The sequence below is a fragment of the Pseudomonas sp. TMW22090 genome (assembly GCF_022496665.1).
GTDB classification, from domain to species: domain Bacteria; phylum Pseudomonadota; class Gammaproteobacteria; order Pseudomonadales; family Pseudomonadaceae; genus Aquipseudomonas; species Aquipseudomonas gregormendelii.
This window is the reverse complement of record NZ_SCFH01000009.1, coordinates 176,749-198,394: the sequence shown is the minus strand read 5'-3', so window position 1 is coordinate 198,394 and position 21,646 is coordinate 176,749. Positions and strand designations below refer to the sequence as shown.

The window sequence follows — 21,646 nt, the reverse complement described above, 5'->3', positions numbered from 1 at the left end:
TGCCGCTATCGCCAGCAGGCTGGCTCCCACAGGTATTTGTGGGGTTTACAAGTTTTTGCGTGCGACCTCAAACCCTGTGGGAGCCAGCCTGCTGGCTCCTAGAGGTATTTGTGGGGTTCACAAGATTTGCGTGCGACCTCAAACCCTGTGGGAGCCAGCCTGCTGGCGATAGGCGCACCACGAAGATCAGATTTTCGCCGCAGGCCGCCCCGGCTTCTTGGTCTGCAACAAATGCGAGAACACCGCATGCAGATCATCCGACGCACTTTCCTCGTCGAGATTGAGCTTGCTGTCGATGTGATCCATGTGGTGCATCATCAAATCCACTGCCAGCTCGCCATTGCGCGCCTCGATGGCGTCGATCAGCTGGGTGTGTTCGTCATACGAACAGTGGGAGCGATTGCCGCTTTCGTACTGGGCAATGATCAGCGAGGTCTGCGACACCAGGCTGCGCTGGAAGCTGATCAGCGGGGCATTCTTCGCCGCTTCGGCCAGCTTCAGGTGGAACTCGCCCGACAAACGAATACCGGCACCGCGATCACCTCGGGAGAAACTGTCACGCTCGTCGTTGACCATCTGGCGCAACTCGGCGATTTGCTCGGCCGTGGCATGTTGTACCGCCAGCTCGGTGATAGCGCGCTCGACCAGACGCCGCGCCAGGAACACCTGGCGAGCTTCCTCGACGCTTGGGCTGGCGACCACGGCACCGCGGTTCGGGCGCAGCAGCACCACGCCTTCATGGGCCAGGCGCGACAGCGCGCGACGGATGATGGTACGACTGACCCCGAAAATTTCCCCCAGCGCTTCTTCGCTCAACTTGGTGCCGGGCGCCAGGCGCTGCTCGAGGATGGCCTCGAAGATATGCGCGTAGACAATATCGTCCTGGGTTCCGCTGCGGCCGGCTTTGCCTGCTCGCGGTTGTTTCTTGAGGGGCTGCAACTGTTCGTTCATGGGCACTCGAGTCGGGAGAACTGCGGCGAATAGACCGTGACTGTAATACGGCACAGTGGGTCGCTGGCAAGTATCGCGTAAAAAACACCGCGATTGTACACAATGGATGGTGGCAACACGACTGTATGGCTGTTTGTTGGCGCCGCTGTATTGCAACGATCGGTTACTTTTGAGTTTAGGCTTGATCGCAGAATCCGCAGCCGGAATGCGATCCCCGTAGGAGCGGTCGCTGGGCTTTGGATAATTTCGTAGGCAATAAGGAACACCCCGTCATGAACGACGCCACGCACACGCAGCTCCGCCCACTGGCCGATACCTCGCCATCGGCCATCGTCGCCGGCTTTATCGCCATGATGACCGGCTACACCAGCTCCCTGGTGCTGATGTTCCAGGCCGGCCAGGCAGCGGGCCTGAGCAGCGGGCAGATTTCGTCGTGGATCTGGGCGATCTCGATCGGCATGGCGGTGTGCTCCATCGGCTTGTCCTTGCGCTATCGCACGCCGATCACCATCGCCTGGTCGACCCCCGGCGCGGCCTTGCTGATCACCAGCCTGGGCGGCGTCAGCTACGGCGAAGCCATTGGCGCCTACATCACCTGCGCGTTGCTGGTGACGATCTGCGGCCTGACCGGCAGCTTCGAACGCCTGGTGAAAAAGATCCCGGCTTCCCTCGCCGCCGCACTGCTGGCGGGCATTCTGTTCAAGATCGGCAGTGAGATCTTCGTCGCCGCGCAGCATCGCACCGCGCTGGTGCTGGGCATGTTCTTCACTTACCTGGTGATCAAGCGCCTGTCACCGCGCTACGCGGTGTTGGCCGCGCTGTTGATCGGCACCGCACTCTCGGGATTCATGGGGCTGCTGGATTTCAGCGCCTTTCACCTGGAAATTGCCACGCCGGTCTGGACCACCCCGCACTTTTCCCTGGCCGCCACCATCAGCATCGGCATCCCGCTGTTCGTGGTGGCGATGACCTCGCAGAACATGCCAGGCATCGCCGTGCTGCGCGCCGACGGCTACAACGTGCCGGCTTCGCCGCTGATCACCACCACGGGCATCGCCTCGTTGCTGCTGGCGCCCTTCGGCTCCCACGGCATCAACCTGGCGGCCATCAGCGCGGCCATCTGCACCGGGCCGCATGCCCATGAAGATCGCAACAAGCGTTACACGGCGGCGGTGTGGTGCGGGATTTTCTACGGCATTGCCGGGGTATTCGGCGCCACGCTGGCGGCACTGTTTGCAGCATTGCCCAAGGAGCTGGTGCTGTCGATTGCGGCGCTGGCGTTGTTCGGGTCGATCATCAATGGCTTGAGCATTGCCATGACCGAGGTCAAGGAGCGCGAAGCGGCGCTGATCACCTTCATGGTCACGGCGTCGGGGCTGACACTGTTTTCCATAGGCTCGGCGTTTTGGGGGATTGTGGCGGGGGTGTTGACGCTGGTGATCTTGAATTGGCGTAAAGCCTGAAATGCTAAAAGATCGCATAAAAAAACGGCGACCCTTGGGTCGCCGTTTTTCATGACATCAAGCTACCGGATTAATCGGCTTTTCCGGGTACCAGACGTCGATCAGCGGGCTGACAGTCGCTTCGGTCAGTTCGCTGCGGCCCTTGAGCCAGGCTTCAACGGCTGCACGTTGCTCTTCGGACACCGAGCCACGTTTCTGCAGGCATACCAGACCGAAGTCGTCGCCGCCAACATAGCCCAGGCCGTTGGCTTCCATGGCTTCTTTCAGGAACGCGTCGAGGAAAGCATCAATGGCTTCATCAGCCAAATCTTCTTTGAAATCCAGGTTCAGCTCGAAACCCAGCTCTTGAAATTCATCGACGCACAATTTTTTGCGCAGACGCTGGGAACGGTTAGTCGCCATTGGAACAATCCTCATAAGTAATAACGGGCGGCACTTTAGCAGTTTAAGCCGCCAATTGCCCGTCTCTATGGGAAGCGCGGCCTACCGCTGGTAAAAAAATAGCGGATTAGGTGCCCCGCTCACGGCACATGCGGATAAACCTTGGGGCATAATGCCGACACTTTCATGACCACTGAGGGAATTTATCTTCATGCCCTCGTTTTTTCCCCCTCGACCGCAGGGTTCTATTTCACATGATCAAATCTTTGCGTCCATTGTTGCTGGCCGGCTTGCTTCTTCCATTGGCCTTTCCCGTCAACGCAGCCCCCATCAACACTGCCCTGACCCCCAACGTCGAAAAAGCCCTCAAGGCCAGCAAGCTGCAGGACAACGCCCTGTCCCTGGTGCTGATCCCGCTCAATGGCCCGGGCACGCCGACCATCTTCAACGCCGACGTCTCGGTCAACCCGGCCTCGACCATGAAACTGGTCACCACCTACGCAGCCCTGGAAATGCTCGGCCCGAATCACCAGTGGAAAACCGAGTTCTACACCGATGGCACCCTGAGCGGCGGCATCCTCAACGGCAACCTCTACCTCAAGGGCGGCGGCGACCCGAAGCTGAACATGGAAAAACTCTGGCTGCTGATGCGTGACCTGCGCGCCAATGGCGTGACCCAGATCACCGGCGACCTGGTGCTGGACCGCAACTTCTTCACCCAGCCGCAGCTGCCCGAGTTCAACGACGACGGCAATGACAACAACAAGCCGTTCCTGGTCAAACCGGATTCGCTGCTGGTCAACCTCAAGGCGCTGCGCTTTGTCGCGCGTAACGACAATGGCCGGGTGCTGGTGTCGGTCGAGCCGCCCATTGCGTCGATTCGCATCGAAAACCAGGTCAAGGCCATCAATTCCAAACAATGCACCGGTGGCGTACGTTACAACCCCGTGACCCAGCCCGATGGCAGCGTGACCGTGACGGTTGGCGGCCAGCTGGGTGAAGGCTGCAGCTCGCAGACCTACCTGTCGCTGCTTGACCACGCGACCTACACCGCAGGCGCCGTGCGGGCGATCTGGAAGGAACTGGGCGGCAGCATCCAGGGCAAGGACGTGTTGGCTGCGACGCCAAGCGGCGCCAAGTTGCTGGCCCGGGCCTACTCGCCGGACCTGGCGGAAATCATCCGCGACATCAACAAGTACAGTAACAACACCATGGCCCAGCAGCTGTTCCTGAGCCTCGGTCAACGTTATCGCACCGACGCCGACGGCGATGACGCCAAGGCGGCCCAGCGCGTGGTGCGTCAATGGCTGGCGAAAAAAGGCATTACCGCGCCGCACCTGGTCATGGAGAACGGCTCCGGCCTGTCTCGCGCCGAGCGCGTGAGTGCCCGTGAAATGGCGGCGATGCTGCAGGCCGCATGGCGCAGCCCGTATGCCGCCGAGTTCATCAGTTCGATGCCGATTGCCGGTACCGATGGCACCATGCGCAAACGCCTGAAGACCACGGCGATGCGCGGCGAAGCCCACGTCAAGACCGGCACCCTGAACACCGTGCGAGCGATTTCCGGCTTCAGCCGCGACGTCAACGGCAATACCTGGGCGGTGGTGGCGATCCTCAACGATAAAGCGCCGTTTGGTGCGTCGTCGGTACTGGACCAGGTGCTGCTGGACCTGTATCGCCAGCCGAAACTGCCTCAGACTGCTTCGGTTTTGTAATCGATCAAGATCAAGATCAAGAGATCGCAGCCTCGTTTCACTCGGCAGCTCCTACAGGGTTATTTGCATAGCAACCTTTAGGAGCTGTGTAGGAGCTGTCGAGTGCAACGAGGCTGCGATCTTTTCAAACCACCCTAACTCATCTCCGCCTCAACCCGATCCCGCCCCCCCTGCTTCGCCGCATACACCCCCGAATCCGCCCGCAATAACAGCGCATCCGCGCCCTCACCGGCTCGCCAGCTGGCAATCCCGAAGCTTGCGGTCACTGTGCCTACGCCATCGATCGGCGACATGCGCAGCGCCTCCCACAGTTGCAGCGCCAGCACGTGTGCGTGCTCGCCGCTGATGTCCGGGCACAGCACCATGAACTCTTCGCCACCCAGACGACAGAACACATCAGTGCGCCGCAGCCGATCACCGATGCGCTCACACACCGCCTGCAGCACCCGGTCGCCCACCGCGTGACCATGCTGGTCATTGATGCGCTTGAAGTGGTCGATATCGAGCATGATGACCGACAATTCACCGCCACCGCGCTCGACCCGGGCCATTTCCGTGGTCAGGCGTTCCTGGAAGTAGCGGCGGTTGTGAATCCCGGTCAGCGAGTCCGTCACCGACAGCGCCCGCAACTCCTCTTCCACGCGCTTGAGGTCGGAAATGTCGGAGATGTAGCCGTGCCACAGTACCCCGCCACCCGGCAGTTCCTCAGGGGTAGCCTCGCCACGCACCCAGCGCAACCCGCGGATGGGCAGCTGCACGCGATATTCCTCGCGCCACGGGCTGAGGGTGTCCGCTGACGCCCGGATCGAGGCGCGCACCCGGGTGGTGTCCTGTGGATGAATGCGCGTGAAGATCGCCTCGGCGTTAAGCAACAGCACGTCGGGCTCGAGTTCGTAGATCTCGCGGATCCCGTCGCTGGCGTAGATCACGCTGAAACGCCCATCGAACTCCATCTTGAATTGATAAATGCCGCCCGGCACATGGGCGCTGAGTTTCTTCAGCAACAGATCCCGTGCCGCCAGGGCCTCGTGGACCCGCTTGCGCTCGGTGATATCGATGCAGATCGCCAGGTGCCCAACCCAAAGCCCCTGCTCGTCGAGCACTGGCGTGGCCAGCATGTTCACTGCCAGGTGACTGCCGTCGCTGCGCACCAGCGTCCATTCCCGCGCTTCGTGGCCTCCCTCCTCGCCGCCTTCGACCAGCATCGCCTGGCAGGTTGGAATCGGCTTGCCATAGCGCGCACTGAGTTCCGCCGAGCGAGCCTGGAGCTCCCGGGGCAGGTGCAGGTTCTCCAGGGTCATGCAGCCCACCACCTCGGCGTTGGTGTAGCCGAGCATGTGCTCGGCGCCCGCATTAAAAGTGGTGATGACCCCGCGCAGGTCCGTGGCAATGATCGCCACCTGCGTCGCGGCGTCCAGCACGCCGCGCAACTGGCCATGGGTGCCGCGCAATTCCTGCTCGCGGGCGCGCAGCTCCTGGGTCCGCTGCTCGACCATTTTCAGCGCCCGTTGCCGCTGGCTCACCAGCACGTACAGCAAGGCGCTGAGCAGCAGGCTGAGCATGCCGCCGAGTGCTGCAAGGCTGCTGAGGGAGGAATGGTTGGCCTGGGTGAACGCGACGCTGGGGCGCATCTCGACCTGATACTCGTGGTCAGCCAGGCGAATCAGTTGGGTCGAGGACAGCTCGCTTTCGGCGGGAGTGTTGCTCGATTCGTAGAGCACCTCATGCTGGTCAGCGGTGGACAGGTCCAGGATGCGTACCGAGAGAAAATCGTGGGTCTCCTCGGGTAATCCATCCGCTAGCAGTTGGCGCATGCTGATCACGGCCATGACGTAGCCTTCGGGCAGTGCCCCCGGTTGTGGCTGGCGGCTGACGGGGGCCACCAGCAGGATTCCGCGGGCATAAGTGGGTTCGATGCCCACCAGGTAAAGGGGTTGCGACACCGCCAGGCCGCCGAGGGCATCAGCCCGCTCCAGCGTCGCCCGGCGCTGAGGCTGGGCGAGCAAGTCGAAGCCCAGCGGCGTGGGGAGACGACTTTGGCTCTGTGTGTACAGCACCGGGGCGTACTCGTCGCGTTCAGGGGCAATCTGCAGATTGCCTGCGGCATCCATGTCGCGCACGCTGAATTCGCTCAGGCCCTGCTGATGCGCGGTTTGCTCAAGCGCCGCCCGTTCAGACCGGGATATGCGTGGGGCCCAGGAGTAAGCCTGGGTGCGATGCAAAAGTGGTTTGGCATACCCGTCGAATTCCTCGCGGGACACCGAACCGGAATTGGCAAAGAACCGGCGCAGCCCGTCGAGGCGCTGCTCCTGGTCTTCGAAACGTTCTTCGATACGGCTGTAGCGTTCACTGGCCAGCAGCTGGAAACGTTGCCGTAATTGATGGTGGAACAGGTTTTGTGTCGACCAGGCGAGCAAGCCGGTAAAAACCCCGCCCACGAGCAATACCAGCAGCGCGACCAGCCAGGCCGAAACGTGTTCACTGATAAACCCCAGGATCTTTGGGCGCATGACGTGCAGCGACATATAGGCAGACTCAAAACGCCAAGTGCCGGGAAAACCCACTGGCCCTGGGTTGAGTTATAGCTATTAGCCACTAATTTGACCAGCACTGTAGAAGAGACTGTGTAGCCCGCCGTCTGTAGGAGCAGAGCTTGCTCCCACAGGACATCCCTGGACATCCCAAGACATGCGGGACACCCTGGAATATTCGAAGACACCCAGGGCCGTCCGGGGGATGTTGGACGCTTAACGCGCCATGATTTTCCAGGCGCGGTGGATCTTGCCGTTACGGGCGAAGTCCGGGTCGATGGTCTTGGCGGTGATCTCCTCGACTGCGTAGCGCTCGCTCAGGTTGGGCTCGAGCTCGAACTTGCGGAAGTTGTTGGAGAAGTACAGCACACCACCCGGTGCCAGGCGCGCCATGGCCAGGTCGATCAATTGCACCTGGTCACGTTGCACGTCGAAGATCCCTTCCATGCGCTTGGAGTTGGAGAACGTCGGCGGGTCGATGAAGATCAGGTCGTACTCGTCACGGCAGGCGTCCAGCCAGACCATCACATCGCCCTGCTCCAGGCGGTTCTTGTCGGAGAAGCCGTTCAGCGACAGGTTGCGCCGCGCCCAGTCCAGGTAGGTTTTCGACAGGTCGACGCTGGTGGTGCTGCGTGCGCCACCCTTGGCTGCTTGCACACTGGCCGTCGCGGTGTAGCAGTACAGGTTGAGGAAGCGCTTGCCTGCCGCCTCCTGCTGAATGCGCATACGCATCGGCCGGTGGTCGAGGAACAGACCGGTGTCCAGGTAATCGGTGAGGTTCACCAGCAGCTTGACGCCGCCTTCGTTGACCTCGACGAACTTGCCCTGCGCGGCCTGGCGCTCGTATTGCTTGGTGCCGCTCTGGCGCTCGCGACGCTTGACCACGACGCGGCTCTTGTCGACGTTCAACGCCTGGGGTATCGCCGCCAGGGCATCGAACATGCGCGCCGAGGCTTTTTCCGGGTCGATGGATTTTGGCGCGGCGTATTCCTGGACGTGGACCCAATCCTGATACAGGTCGATGGCCATGGAATATTCCGGCATGTCGGCATCGTAGACGCGGTAGCAGTCGATGCCTTCACGCTTGACCCACTTGCTCAGGGCCTTGAGGTTTTTCTGCAGGCGGTTGGCGAACATCTGCCCGCCCTCGCTCAAGCGCGGCTGCTCGATCACCACCGGCGCCGGTTTGATCGGGTTGCCGTTCTTGTTGTACTTCTCGTACTTGCCTGGCGCGACGTCGTTGCCTTCGACCTGGACTTCAGCCTGCTCGCGCTCGACCTGGCGTTGTTCCGGGGTGCGACGCTCGCCAGTCACGAACTGGTCCGGGGTGACCTTGATCAGCAGCAGCTTGCACGGCAAGGCGCCGTTCCAGAACGAATACTGCTTGTGGCTGCGGATACCCATGCGCTTGCCCAGGTCCGGCGCGCCGGTGAACACCGCCGCTTCCCAGTTCAGGCAGGCCTGACGCAGGCGCTCGCCAAGGTTCTGGTAGAGATAGAGCAGGCTCGCCTCATCGCCCAGACGTTCGCCGTACGGCGGGTTGCAGATGACCAGGCCTTTCTGGTTCTGGTCCGGACGCGGTTCAAAGGTGCCGACTTCGCCCTGGTAGATCTTGATCCACTCGCTCAGGCCAGCCCGTTCAACGTTATTGCGACCAGGCTGAATCAGGCGCGGGTCCGCTTCGTAACCGCGAATCCACAGCGGCGGCTTGGCTAGGCCGGCGGCGCAACGCTCGGTGGCTTCTTCGTGAAGTTTTTTCCACAGCGCCGGAACGTGGCCCAGCCAGGCGGTGAAGCCCCACTGCTCGCGACGCAGGTTGGGGGCCATGTCGGCGGCGATCATCGCCGCTTCGACCAGGAAGGTGCCCACGCCACACATCGGGTCAGCCAGGGCGCCGCCGTCGGCAGCAATACGTGGCCAGCCGGAACGGATCAGGATCGCCGCCGCGAGGTTTTCCTTCAGCGGTGCCGCACCCTGCTGCAGGCGGTAACCGCGCTGGTGCAAGCTGTGGCCGGACAGGTCGAGCGACAGAATCGCTTCGCCGCGGTCCAGGCGCAGGTGAATGCGCAGGTCGGGGTTGAGTTTATCAATCGACGGACGGTCGCCTTGGGGGGTGCGCAACTTGTCGACGATGGCGTCCTTGACCTTCAACGCGCCGAAATGGGTGTTATCAATGCCCGAGCCATGGCCACTGAACTCGACGGCCAGGGTGCCGTCGCTGAGCATGTGGTCCTGCCATTCGATGTCGAGCACACCGTGGTAGAGATCTTCGGCGTCCTTCATCGGGAAACGCTTGAGCACCAGCAGCACCCGGTTCGCGAGGCGCGACCACAGGCACAGGCGGTAGGCGGTTTCCATGGTTGCCATGCCGCGCACGGCAGAGGTGTGCTCACGCGCTTCCTCAAGGCCAAGCCCGACGGCTTCCTCGATGAGCAGGCCTTCAAGGCCTTTTGGGCAAGTGAGGAAGAGTTCGAAACGATCGGACATGGGAATTCCAGAACCTTTAGCTGAGTGAACGGGCAACGCATTGCCGGTCCGGTTTTCAATCAGGCGCTTTTCAAAAAGAACGCCCGCGTGGCACGAAGGTGTGCCGACCCATCCTTGCTGCTCGGTGCAAAGGAGCTTAGATGCAAAGACAGGTAAAAAAGTTGGTGCAACAAAATGTCATAACTCGACCCTTCGTCGAATAATGCGCTCGCTCAACGCGAGGCATTCTCAGCAAGGGATTAACGTCATCATCCTGCGGGGTGCCGATCATACCGGGGTTTGACCAACAAACGCTGGCAAATATCATGTTACTTATGGCCATACCACCTTAATGGTTACGTCCTTATGACAAAACGATCATTCCCTCGATGTGACGCATTGGTTAGAACTCAACACAGGTTGACGCCGCAACGACGTCAACAACTTGGCTCGCGACGCCGGCAGCGAGCCGCCAACGGCAGGTTATTTCTGCCAGACCTCAATTGAGGTCAACGCGATAAATACAGTCAACAAGTGAGGGCAACACCCTATGAGAAGACTTAAGCGTGATCCGTTGGAAAGAGCATTTTTGCGCGGATATCAATATGGCGTTGGTGGCAAATCCCGTGAGCTTTGCCCATTTACTCTACCGTCGGTACGTCAAGCCTGGATTAACGGCTGGCGAGAAGGACGCGGCGACAACTGGGACGGTATGACCGGCACTGCGGGAATCCACAGACTCAACGAACTTCACGCCGTCGGCTAATTTTACAGGGCCTAACACTCCGACACGACAATCTGAACACTGCATCAATTAACCACGCACGCCCCATCCGGGCGGCGGGCTTCGGCCCAGGGGCTCCTTCGAGGAGCCCTTTTTTATGGCTGCTTTCCCGCCAAAGCGCAGCCCGCATTGGCTGGAATCACCGGGCCATGGGGGTTATCTCAGGGCGGCGATGGCGTCCACGCACTCGCGAATCAACGCCGGGCCCTTGTAGATGAAACCGGAGTAGATCTGCACCAGGCTCGCCCCTGCAGTAATTTTCTCGGCGGCGTGCTTGCCTTCGGTGATCCCGCCCGCGGCGATGATCGGCAGGCGCCCTGCCAGTTCAGCTGCCAGCACCTTGACCGTATGGGTGCTCTTCTCCCGCACCGGGGCACCCGACAAGCCGCCTGCCTCGTCCCCATACTCCATGCCTTCGACGCCAACGCGACTCAGGGTGGTGTTGGTGGCGATGACGGCGTCCATGCCGGTTTCAACCAGGGCCTGGGCGACCTGGGCGGTTTCTTCGTCGGTCATGTCCGGGGCAATCTTGATCGCCAGCGGCACATGTCTGCCGTGACGCAAGGCCAGTTCCGCACGGCGGGTGGCCAGGTCGGCGAGCAATTGCTTGAGCGAATCACCAAATTGCAGGCTGCGCAGCCCTGGCGTGTTCGGCGAACTGACGTTAACCGTGACATAGCTGGCGTGGGCATACACCTTGTCCAGGCAGATTAGGTAATCGTCCACGGCGCGCTCGACGGGCGTATCGAAGTTCTTGCCGATATTGATGCCCAGCACGCCCTTGTACTTCGCCGCAGCCACCCGGGCCAGCAGGTGATCGACGCCAAGGTTGTTGAAGCCCATACGATTGATGATGGCCTCGGCTTCCGGCAGACGGAAAATCCGTGGTTTCGGATTGCCCGGTTGCGGCCGCGGAGTCACGGTGCCGATTTCGACGAAACCGAAACCCAGCTGGGCAAAACCGTCGATGGCCGCGCCATTCTTGTCCAGGCCCGCTGCCAGGCCTACGGGATTTGGAAAATCCAGGCCCATGACGGTCACCGGCTTTTTCGCCGGCGCCTTGCACAACATGCCGTTGAGCCCCAGGCGTCCGCCCGCGCCGATCAGGTCCAGGGACAGATCGTGGGAGGTTTCCGGGGAAAGTTTGAACAACAGCTGACGGGCCAGGGTGTACATGGGCGGCTTTGACTCTGGGCGGCGAAAAGTGGCGCCGATTATAGCCGGGGTGGAGGCTGGCGTGCGAGAGACCGGTTAAATCGAGTTCGTCAGCTCGGTTCGCACAGCAGGCCCGACCACGGCGCAGTCGAATCGATACCCCTGGCCATAAACGGTGGTGATGAAGTCCCGGTCCTCCTTCAACAGCTTGCGCAACACGTAGATGCAGCGGGTCAAGGACTCCTCGGCTGCATCGGTCCCGGGCCAGACCGCGCCCAGCAGTTGATCCTTGCTGACCACCAAACCGGCCGAACCGAGCAACAAGCGAAGCACGCATAATTCTTTTGGCGGAACGTGTACGACCCTGCCCGCGTGCAGCAGGGTGCCGTCACTCTGCAGCCGCCACCGGTCAAACATGAATGACTCGGACGGGTAATGATCAATGGCGCTGTTCATGTTCGCAACTCCCTATGCCTGTGCGCTGCCCGGCTCAACGATGAATGGCGCGACAATAGAGAGTCGGGCAGGCGCCTTTCATAGGACTCCAGGCTTACCAACCTGGGGAAATGTCGATCCAGCTTGTAGGATTTTTAACCACCGATACCCCTCACGGTCGGAGGGTGGATTGGATGATCGCGGGAGGATGGATGAGGTGGCGGCTTGAATCCTGATGAAAAGCTGATGGCCGGTGGCATATGCCTTGCAGCCCAACTCACATCAGTGCTCGGACCACCGTCGGACATGAGCGCAAGGACAATGGCGTCGCCACCCGGCTCTGCTCGCGCATGGACCGGTGGCGACGTCTTTTTTTTAAGGTGCACAGTCGATGAACGAACCCTCCGCCGGCCCGTTGGCCTGGGTCAATGGCAGCGATGCCCCGGAAAAAACCGAAATCAATCTCGGCTTCATGGCCCTGAGCGACTGCGCCTCCGTGGTCGTCGCCGCCACCCAGGGCTTTGCCCAGCCTTACGGCCTGACCCTGAACCTCAAGCGCCAGTCGTCCTGGGCCAGCCTGCGGGACAAACTGGTCAGCGGTGAACTGGATGCCGCCCACAGCCTGTATGGCCTGGTGTATGCGGTGCACCTTGGCATAGGCGGCGTCGCCGCCACCGACATGGCGGTGCTGATGGGCCTGAACCAGAATGGCCAGAGCATCAACCTCTCCCCGGGTTTGCAGGCACTTGGCGTGACCAGTCCTGAGGCACTGGATCGCCACGTGCACCAAAGTCGCCCACGGCTGACGTTTGCCCAGACATTCCCCACCGGCACCCACGCCATGTGGTTGTACTACTGGCTGGCCAGCCAGGGTATCCATCCGCTGCAGGATGTCGACAGCGTGGTGGTGCCGCCGCCGCAGATGGTCGCGCACCTGCAGGCGGGGCGCATCGACGGTTTCTGCGTGGGCGAGCCGTGGTCCGCCAGTGCAGTGAAACAGAATCTCGGCTTCACCCTGGCGACCACCCAGGCAATCTGGCCCGATCACCCGGAAAAAGTCCTGGGCTGCACCCGCGCCTTCGTCGAGCAGTACCCCAATACCGCCCGCGCTCTGGTCATGGCGATTCTCGAGGCCAGTCGTTTTATTGAAGCCAGTAGCGAGAACCGTCGCAGCACCGCCCAGCTGCTCAGTGCTGCGCAATACCTGGATGCGCCGCTCGATTGCATCGAACCGCGGCTGCTGGGCGACTACGCCGACGGGCTCGGCAATCGCTGGCAAGACCCGCATGCCCTGCGCTTCCACGGGGATGGCGAGGTCAATTTGCCTTATCTGTCCGATGGCCTGTGGTTCATGACCCAATTTCGTCGCTGGGGGTTGCTGCGCGACGATCCGGATTATCTGGCGGTCGCCCGACAGGTTCAGCAACTGGACCTGTACCGCGAAGCCGCCAGCGCCGTGGGAGTTGCCAGCCAGCCCGCAGACATGCGCCGCAGCCAGTTGATCGACGGCAAGGTCTGGGACGGCTCGGACCCGGCCGGGTATGCACGCAGTTTCAAGCTGCATGCCCTGCACGACGCCTCTGCCCTACTCGCCAGCCGCTGACAGGAGACTGCGAACATGTTGCGTATCCTGCTGATCAACGACACGGCGAAGAAAGTCGGACGCCTCAAGGCCGCCTTGACCGAAGCCGGCTTCGAGGTGATCGACGAGTCCGGCCTGACCATCGACTTGCCCGCACGCGTCGAAACGGTGCGCCCGGACGTGATCCTGATCGATACCGAGTCACCCAGCCGCGATGTCATGGAGCAAGTGGTGCTGGTGAGCCGTGATCAGCCCAGGCCGATCGTGATGTTCACCGACGAGCATGACCCGGTCGTGATGCGCCAGGCGATCAAGTCCGGGGTCAGTGCCTACATTGTCGAAGGCATTCACGCACAGCGCCTGCAGCCGATTCTCGACGTGGCCATGGCGCGTTTCGAGAGCGACCAGGCCCTGCGCGCTCAATTGCATGCCCGCGACCAGCAACTGGCGGAACGCAAGCGCATCGAGCTGGCCAAGGGGTTGTTGATGAGGATGAAAGACTGCAACGAGGAAGAGGCCTACACCCTGATGCGCCGCCAGGCGATGAGCCGGCAGCAGAAGCTGATTCAGGTGGCGGAGCAGATTATTGCGATGAGTGAGTTGCTGGGCTGAGGCGTTGTGCTGGCCCCGCGGACGCCATCGCGGGCAAGCCCGGCTCCCACAGAGATGTCTGCCGTACACAAATGCTGCGTCCACCACCAACACCCTGTGGGAGCGGTCTTGCCCGCGATGGGAGCACCTCGGTTTCAGTGGTTGGCACAAATCTGGCAACGTAATCACCACAGGTAACCAACGGCGGTTGCCCCACCTACGACAAAGACGTCGCTCACCCCATTTGCCCTGGCAAATCCGGTAGCGGCGTTTTTTCGTTTTGGCCCCATGGCACGGGGTCGGTGGTGCGGCCGTCAAGGCGCCCCATCTGCTAGCTCACGGTTCCCACTCGAGACTCTTCACAGCTGAGGTGCGCGATGAATTCAAGCTTCTGGAAATCCGGTCATACCCCGACTTTGTTCGCGGCGTTCCTCTATTTCGACCTGAGCTTCATGGTCTGGTACCTGCTCGGCCCACTGGCCGTACAAATAGCCACGGACCTGCAGCTGACCACCCAGCAGCGCGGCCTGGTGGTTGCCACGCCGATTCTGGCCGGGGCAATACTGCGCTTCATCATGGGCATGCTGGCCGATCGCCTATCGCCGAAAACCGCCGGGATCATTGGCCAGGTGATTGTCATCTGTGCCTTGTTCGTGGCCTGGAAGCACGGCATCCACAGCTACGAACAAGCATTGCTGCTGGGGCTGTTCCTCGGCATGGCCGGCGCGTCGTTCGCCGTGGCCCTGCCGCTGGCATCGCAGTGGTATCCGCCGCAACATCAAGGCAAGGCAATGGGCATTGCGGGGGCAGGTAATTCCGGCACGGTGCTGGCCGCATTGATCGCCCCGGTCCTGGCGGCGGCGTTCGGCTGGAGCAACGTATTCGGCTTCGCCCTGATCCCGTTGATCCTGACGCTCATTGTCTTCACCTGGTTGGCCAAAAACGCCCCGGAGCGGCCAAAAGCCAAATCGGTCACCGACTACTTCAAGGCCCTGGGCGATCGCGACAGCTGGTGGTTCATGTTCTTCTACAGCGTAACGTTTGGCGGCTTCATCGGCCTGGCGAGCGCCCTGCCCGGCTACTTCAACGACCAATACGGACTGAGCCCGGTCACCGCCGGTTACTACACCGCCGCCTGCGTGTTTGGCGGCAGCCTGATGCGGCCTTTGGGTGGTGCGCTGGCCGACCGTTTCGGCGGGATTCGCACGCTGCTGGGGATGTATACCGTGGCAGCCGTGTGTATCGCGGCAGTCGGTTTCAACCTGCCAAGTTCCTACGCTGCCCTGGCGCTTTTCGTGTGCACCATGCTCGGTTTGGGGGCAGGTAATGGCGCGGTGTTCCAACTGGTCCCACAGCGTTTTCGCCGGGAAATCGGCGTGATGACCGGGTTGATCGGCATGGCGGGCGGCATTGGCGGCTTTGCCCTGGCAGCCGGCATGGGCGCCATCAAGCAAAGCACCGGCAGCTACCAGCTGGCGTTGTGGTTGTTCGCCAGCCTGGGCGTGCTCGCCTGGTTCGGCCTGCATGGCGTGAAACGTCGCTGGAGAACCACCTGGGGCTCTGCTGCCGTCACCGCTGCACGGGTCTGAACCGGCAATGAGCCTGCAGCTGAGTTTCGCTGAAGCCAGCGCCATCGGCCCGCGCGAGGAAAACCAGGACGCCCTGCGCCTGGTCACGCCCGCTCCGGCGCTGGCCGCGAGCAAAGGCTATCTGTTCGCGATTGCCGATGGCGTCAGTCAATGCGCCGACGGCGGGCTCGCAGCCCGCTCGACCTTGCAGGCGCTGGCGCAGGATTACTACGCGACGCCGGAAACCTGGGCGGTCGCCCAGGCCCTCGATCGCCTGCTGCTGGCGCAGAACCGCTGGCTGCAGGCCAATGGCGGCGGGCAGCCGCTGCTGACCACCGTCAGCGCCCTGGTCGTGCGCGGCCGGCGCTTCACCCTGGCGCACGTCGGCGATTGCCGGGTGTATCGCTGGCATTGCGGCCAATTGCAGCGCATCAGCGAGGACCACGTCTGGGATCAGCCCGGCATGCAGCACGTGCTCAAGCGTGCGGTGGGCCTGGATCAACATCTGGTGCTGGACTTCCTCGATGGCGAGTTACGCCTGGACGAGAGCTTTGTGCTGCTCAGCGACGGCGTCTGGGCGGTATTGGGCGATACGGCGATCGCGGCAATCCTGCGCGATCAACCGGATCTGCACAGTGCCGCGCAAACCCTGGTCAGTGCCGCGCACCTGGCGGGCAGCCAGGACAATGCCAGTGCACTACTGGTGCGGGTGGATGCCCTGGGAGAATCAAGCATCGGCGATGCCCTGGTGCATTTGCAGCAATGGCCGCTGCCGCCAGCGCTAAAGCCGGGGCAGCTGTTCGAGGGCTGGCAAGTCGACACGATACTAGGACAAAGCCAGCAGTCGCTGCTGTACCGGGTGCATGACGGGCAGCAGCAACCCTGGTTGCTGAAAACCCTGCCCGCGCGCCTGCACGACGATCACCAGGCCGGGCAGGCATTGCTGGCAGAGGAATGGTTTCTCAAGCGCGTTGCCGGACGGCATTTTCCTGAAGTCCATCCCGCCAGTCAGCGTCAACATTTGTACTACGTGATGCGTGAATATTCCGGTTCGACCCTGGCGGCACTCTATGCCGACGTCGGACCGCTGCCGCTGGCTCAATGGCTGTACCTGGCCGAACGCCTTTTGCGCGCAGTCGGCATGCTGCATCGCCGGCAGATTCTGCATCGCGACATCAAGCCGGAGAACCTGCTGCTGGGGGACGACGGCGAGTTGCGCCTGCTGGATTTTGGCCTGGTCTATTGCCCGGGCCTGTCCGAAGACCAGCCGTGCGCCCTGCCCGGCACCCCGAGCTACATCGCGCCGGAAGCTTTTGGCGGCGCGCCACCCACCCTGCAACAGGACCTCTACGCGGTCGGCGTGACCCTGTACTTCCTGTTGACCGGGCACTACCCCCACGGCGAAATCGAAGCATTCCAGCGCCCGCGCTTTGCTGTGCCGGTGAGTGCCAGTCGCTACCGCCCGGACCTGCCGGAGTGGATCGCGCAGAGCCTGGAGCGGGCCGTTGCGGCTGATCCGGCGAATCGATTTGAGACGGCGGAAGAATGGTTGCTGCTCCTGGAACAGGGCGAGCGACACAGCTTGAGCGTGCGACCGCGACCTTTGCTGGAGCGCGAACCGTTGAAGGTGTGGCGGACCATGGCGTTGGTGTCGCTGGTGGTGAATATGGTGCTGCTGGTTTTGGTTTTTCATGGTTAGTACCGGGGAGCGCCCATCGCGAGCAGGCTCGCTCCCACAGGGGATCTTCACTGGCCCATGAGGAACAGGCTCCAACAGAGGGCGTCACGCTTCGATTCAGTGCAGGAACGGCACTGCCAGCCTTCAAATACCACCTGAGAGACATCAATTGTGCCGCCTTCCAGACTTGGCACAACCACTGCATTAACTCTCCCAACAGACATAAAGCTCACCCTCAACGAAGAGGGCTGCGCTTCCCGATAGAACGGGACAAGGACAAAGGCGTCCCCGCCAGGCAACTGGCGGGACGCCTTTTTTTGTTTGCGCGAAATGTTCAAGTACGACCTGAGACGCCCAGATGCGGCGGGTCCCAGCTCCCGGAGAACCTGATGAACAAATTAAAACTGGTGATGATCGGCAACGGCATGGCCGGGGTTCGCACCCTGGAGGAATTGCTCAAGCTGAGCAACGACCTGTACGACATCACCGTCTTCGGCGCCGAACCCCATACCAACTACAACCGCATCCTGCTGTCGCCGGTACTGGCGGGCGAGCAGACGTTCGAAGAGATCGTGCTCAACGACCTGGACTGGTACCTCGACAACAACATCAAGCTGCTGCTTAACCGCAAAGTGGTGCAGATCGACCGGATCAGGCGCCGGGTGATCGCCGATGACGGCACCGAAGCCGAGTACGACCGCCTGCTGATTGCCACCGGCTCGACGCCGTTCATCCTGCCGATTCCGGGCAACACGCTGCAGGGCGTGATCGGCTACCGCGACATCGCCGACACCCAGGCGATGATCAACACCGCCAGGACCCACACCCATGCCGTGGTCATCGGCGGCGGCCTGCTCGGCCTTGAAGCGGCCAACGGCCTGATGCTGCGCGGCATGCACGTCACCGTGGTGCACATAGGCGAATGGCTGCTGGATCGACAGCTGGACAAGACCAGCGGCCAGCTGCTGCAGACCGCCCTGGAAGGTCGCGGCCTGCACTTTCGCCTGCGCGAACAAACCCACTCGCTACACGATGCCGGCAATGGCCGGGTCGGCTCGGTGCAATTCAACAATGGCGACGTGATCCCGGCCGACCTGGTGGTGATGGCCGCCGGTATTCGGCCCCGCACCGAACTGGCGGAGAAATCCGGCCTTCCCTGCAGTCGCGGGATCCTGGTCAACGACACGCTGCAAACCTACGACCCGCGCATCTACGCGATTGGCGAATGTGCCAGCCACCGCGGCATCGCCTACGGCCTGGTCGCGCCCCTGTTCGAACAGGCCAAGGTCTGCGCCAACCACCTGGCCCAGCTGGGTTTCGCCACCTACAAGGGTTCGGTGACCTCGACCAAACTGAAGGTCACCGGCATCGACCTGTTCTCCGCTGGCGACTTCATGGGCGGTGAAGGTACCGAGACCATCACCCTGTCGGACCCGATTAGCGGGATCTACAAAAAACTGGTGATCAAGGACGACATCCTCGTCGGCGCCTGCCTGTACGGCGATACCGCAGACGGCGGCTGGTATGTCCGCCAGATCCGGGAGAACCACGACATTGAGCCAATCCGTGACCACCTGATGTTCGGCGACGCCTGCTTGCCGGCCCTGCGGGAAGCAAGCTGATGGACCGGCAGATCACCGCTTCAACCTGCTGTTACTGCGGGGTCGGCTGCGGTGTGCTGATCGAACATGACGGCGAGCGCATTCTCGGCGTCAGCGGCGATCCGGCCCACCCCGCCAACTTCGGCAAGTTGTGCAGCAAGGGCTCGACCCTGCACCTGACAGGCGACCTTGCGGCACGGGCGCTCTATCCGGAACTGCGCCTGGGCAAAACCCTGGCCCGCGGCCGTACGGACTGGGACACCGCCCTGGATCACGCCGCCAGCGTATTCGCCCGCACCATCGCCGAACACGGCTCGGACAGTGTGGCGTTCTACATCTCCGGCCAATTGCTGACCGAGGATTACTACAGTTTCAACAAACTGGCGCGGGCGCTGGTGGGCACCAACAACATCGACAGCAACTCACGCCTGTGCATGTCTTCGGCGGTGGTCGGCTACAAGCGCAGCCTCGGCGCGGACGCCCCGCCGTGCAGCTACGAAGACCTGGAGTCGAGCGATTGCGTGATGATCGTCGGCAGCAACATGGCCTACGCCCACCCGGTACTTTTCCGGCGGCTGGAAGAGGCCAGATCCCGCCGACCGCAGATGAAAGTCATCGTTATCGACCCGCGCCGCACCGACACCTGTGACCTCGCCGACCTGCACCTGGCGATACTGCCGGGCACCGATGTCGCCCTGTTCCACGGAATCCTGCACCTGTTGCTGTTGGCGGACCAGGTTGATCATGGCTTTATCGACGCGCATACCCAGGGGCTGCCAGAGCTGAAAAGCCTGGTGCGCGACTACAGCCCGCAGAGGGTCTCGCAACTGTGCGGGATCAGTGTCCAACAGCTGCAGCAGTGCGCGCAGTGGATCGGCACCTCACCGACTTTTCTGTCGTTGTGGTGCATGGGGCTCAACCAGTCCACGGCCGGCAGCGCCAAGAACAGCGCGCTGATCAATCTGCACCTGGCCACCGGGCAAATTGGCCGCCCAGGCGCAGGACCTTTCTCGCTGACCGGTCAGCCCAATGCCATGGGCGGCCGCGAAACCGGCAGCCTGTCGAACCTGCTGCCGGGCCATCGTGATGCCGCCAATGCCGATCATCGTGAGGAAGTGGCGGCCTACTGGGGTGTTGAGCAACTGCCGCACACCACCGGATTGAGCGCCATCGAGTTGTTCGAACAGGTGCGCAGCGGCCGTATCAAGGCCTTGTGGATCGCCTGCACCAACCCCGCGCAATCGATGCCTGACCAGAACGCCGTGCGCGAGGCCCTGCAGGCATGCCCATTCGTGGTGTTGCAGGAAGCCTTTCGCACCACTGAAACCGCAGCCTTTGCCGATCTGCTGCTACCCGCCGCGAGCTGGGGTGAAAAAGAGGGCACTGTGACCAACTCCGAGCGGCGCATTTCCCACGTGCGCCAGGCTGTCATCGCCCCTGGCGAGGCACGGCCGGACTGGGCCATCACGGTGGATTTCGCACAGCGCCTGGAAAAACATCTGCGTCCAGAGCACGCCAGCCTGTTTGCCCTCGACACGCCGGCGCAGATCTTTGATGAGTACAAGGAGCTGACCCGAGGCCGCGACCTGGACCTTTCCGGGCTCAGCCATGCCTTGATCGACCGGATCGGCCCGCAACAATGGCCCTTCCCGCCCGGCGCCAGCCAAGGTACCCCGCGCCTGTACGGTGACGGAATATTCCCCACCGCCAACGGCCGCGCGCACTTCATTGCCGACCCCTATCGAGCGGCCAGGGAACAACGGGATGCGCGGTTTCCCCTGACCCTGATCACCGGGCGCCTGCGCGATCAATGGCACGGCATGAGCCGCACCGGCACCGCTGCGCAGCTGTTCGGTCACGTCAGTGAAGCGGTGTTGAGCCTGCACCCGGATGAGCTACGCCGCCATCGCTTGCAGTCCGGCGACCTGGTCAGCCTGCAAAGTCGCCGTGGCGCGGTAGTGCTGCCGGTGACGCGTGACGAAAACGTCCGGCCCGGCCAGGCGTTTTTGCCCATGCACTGGGGCGACCGGTTCCTCAAAGGCGGGGTCAATACGCTGACCCAACCGGCCTTTGACCCCCTGTCGAAGCAGCCCGAACTCAAGCACAGCGGCGTGCGACTGGAGCCGATAAACCTGCCGTGGCGGCTGTTTGCCCTGGTCGAAGGCAACGTTCAACAGCAACTGGAGCGCCTGCGCCCCCTCTGTGAGGAATTTTCCTACGCCAGCCTGAGCCTCACTGGCCGTGAGCGCCCGGCGCTGCTTATACGCGCTGCCAGCGCCTCGGCGCCCGACGCCCAGTTATTGCGCGACATCGACCAGTGCCTGGGCGTGGATGAAGGGCCGGTGCTGGCCTACGAGGACGTGCGCCGCTCGATCGGCAAACGCGTACGCATCGAACACGGCAGGATCACCGCCATCCGCCTGGCCGGGGAAACCCTGGCCCAGCACTGGCTGCACAACCTGTGGCTCGAAGGGCGCGCCGATGAACCACTGCGGCGCTGGATGCTCGCCCCCTTGAGTGCACCACCCGGCGACGGCGCCGCCATTGGCACCGGCAACAAAACCCTGTGCAACTGCCGCAATGTCAGCCACAACGCGGTTTGCGCGGGAATCAGTCGAGGCCTGGACTTGCTGGGTCTTAAACAGGAATTGGGTTGCGGCACGCAGTGCGGTTCGTGCGTCCCGGAAATCAAGCGAATGCTGGCCGCCACGGCTCAGCCAGTCGCCATTATCTGATGAGGAAAAT

At 62.2% G+C, this 21,646-nt stretch carries 14 protein-coding genes and 1 pseudogene; 9 read left to right on the top strand and 6 right to left on the bottom strand.

Annotated features, from left to right (window positions below; genetic code table 11):
- Positions 1–186 precede the first annotated feature (186 nt).
- A complete protein-coding gene (locus tag EQV97_RS23660) occupies positions 187–951 on the bottom strand; it encodes a GntR family transcriptional regulator (protein WP_045060296.1) in 765 nt (254 codons plus the stop codon).
- A gap of 272 nt (positions 952–1,223) precedes the next feature.
- On the opposite strand from EQV97_RS23660, the gene EQV97_RS23655 reads away from it, so the two are divergent.
- Positions 1,224–2,414, top strand: coding sequence for a benzoate/H(+) symporter BenE family transporter (locus tag EQV97_RS23655; RefSeq protein ID WP_045060297.1), 1,191 nt, complete (start codon positions 1,224–1,226; stop codon positions 2,412–2,414).
- A gap of 57 nt (positions 2,415–2,471) precedes the next feature.
- On the opposite strand, the gene EQV97_RS23650 is transcribed toward EQV97_RS23655, so the two are convergent.
- The gene (locus EQV97_RS23650; RefSeq protein WP_007896965.1) at positions 2,472–2,816 is read right to left on the bottom strand and encodes a YggL family protein; all 345 of its coding nucleotides are present in this window, start codon (positions 2,814–2,816) and stop codon (positions 2,472–2,474) included.
- 233 nt (positions 2,817–3,049) lie between these two features.
- Here EQV97_RS23650 and dacB point away from each other — a divergent pair, with 233 nt between their 5' ends.
- Positions 3,050–4,510 carry a D-alanyl-D-alanine carboxypeptidase/D-alanyl-D-alanine-endopeptidase gene (dacB, locus tag EQV97_RS23645; protein WP_122838102.1) on the top strand — a complete coding sequence of 487 codons (1,461 nt, stop codon included), beginning with the start codon at positions 3,050–3,052 and terminating at the stop codon, positions 4,508–4,510.
- Positions 4,511–4,644: 134 nt separating this feature from the next.
- Here dacB and EQV97_RS23640 read toward each other — a convergent pair whose 3' ends face one another.
- Both EQV97_RS23640 and rlmKL read right to left on the bottom strand, forming a co-directional pair.
- Positions 4,645–7,035, bottom strand: coding sequence for a diguanylate cyclase (locus EQV97_RS23640; RefSeq protein ID WP_240890170.1), 2,391 nt, complete (start codon positions 7,033–7,035; stop codon positions 4,645–4,647).
- 222 nt (positions 7,036–7,257) lie between these two features.
- Complete coding sequence (rlmKL, locus tag EQV97_RS23635; protein WP_240890169.1) at positions 7,258–9,528, bottom strand: bifunctional 23S rRNA (guanine(2069)-N(7))-methyltransferase RlmK/23S rRNA (guanine(2445)-N(2))-methyltransferase RlmL; 2,271 nt, start codon at positions 9,526–9,528, stop codon at positions 7,258–7,260.
- A gap of 529 nt (positions 9,529–10,057) precedes the next feature.
- Between rlmKL and EQV97_RS23630 the strand changes: the two genes are divergently transcribed.
- A complete protein-coding gene (locus tag EQV97_RS23630) occupies positions 10,058–10,273 on the top strand; it encodes a ribosome modulation factor (RefSeq protein WP_003223300.1) in 216 nt (71 codons plus the stop codon).
- A gap of 174 nt (positions 10,274–10,447) precedes the next feature.
- On the opposite strand, the gene EQV97_RS23625 is transcribed toward EQV97_RS23630, so the two are convergent.
- Together EQV97_RS23625 and EQV97_RS23620 are read right to left on the bottom strand one after the other, a co-directional pair.
- The gene (locus EQV97_RS23625) at positions 10,448–11,467 is read right to left on the bottom strand and encodes a quinone-dependent dihydroorotate dehydrogenase (protein WP_240890168.1); all 1,020 of its coding nucleotides are present in this window, start codon (positions 11,465–11,467) and stop codon (positions 10,448–10,450) included.
- 75 nt (positions 11,468–11,542) lie between these two features.
- Positions 11,543–11,902, bottom strand: a complete 360-nt coding sequence (locus EQV97_RS23620; protein ID WP_240890167.1) for a winged helix-turn-helix domain-containing protein — start codon at positions 11,900–11,902, stop codon at positions 11,543–11,545.
- Between the two features lie 370 nt (positions 11,903–12,272).
- Between EQV97_RS23620 and EQV97_RS23615 the strand changes: the two genes are divergently transcribed.
- The 6 genes and pseudogenes from EQV97_RS23615 (at position 12,273) to EQV97_RS23590 (ending at position 21,636) form a co-directional block, all read left to right on the top strand.
- Positions 12,273–13,484, top strand: a complete 1,212-nt coding sequence (locus tag EQV97_RS23615; protein WP_240890166.1) for a CmpA/NrtA family ABC transporter substrate-binding protein — start codon at positions 12,273–12,275, stop codon at positions 13,482–13,484.
- Positions 13,485–13,499: 15 nt separating this feature from the next.
- On the top strand, positions 13,500–14,075 hold the full coding sequence (locus EQV97_RS23610; protein ID WP_240890165.1) for an ANTAR domain-containing protein: 576 nt from the start codon (positions 13,500–13,502) through the stop codon (positions 14,073–14,075).
- Positions 14,076–14,431: 356 nt separating this feature from the next.
- Positions 14,432–15,643 (top strand): nitrate/nitrite transporter, encoded by a 1,212-nt coding sequence (locus EQV97_RS23605; protein ID WP_122838096.1) that lies wholly within the window; start codon positions 14,432–14,434, stop codon positions 15,641–15,643.
- A 7-nt stretch (positions 15,644–15,650) separates the two neighbouring features.
- Positions 15,651–17,321: a bifunctional protein-serine/threonine kinase/phosphatase gene (locus tag EQV97_RS23600; RefSeq protein WP_240890164.1), complete on the top strand. Its 1,671-nt coding sequence runs from the start codon at positions 15,651–15,653 to the stop codon at positions 17,319–17,321.
- 368 nt (positions 17,322–17,689) lie between these two features.
- Positions 17,690–18,889 (top strand): annotated as a pseudogene (locus EQV97_RS23595) (FAD-dependent oxidoreductase); the annotation flags it as partial.
- Between the two features lie 32 nt (positions 18,890–18,921).
- Positions 18,922–21,636, top strand: coding sequence for a nitrate reductase (locus EQV97_RS23590; protein ID WP_240890163.1), 2,715 nt, complete (start codon positions 18,922–18,924; stop codon positions 21,634–21,636).
- The last annotated feature ends 10 nt before the right edge of the window (positions 21,637–21,646 follow it).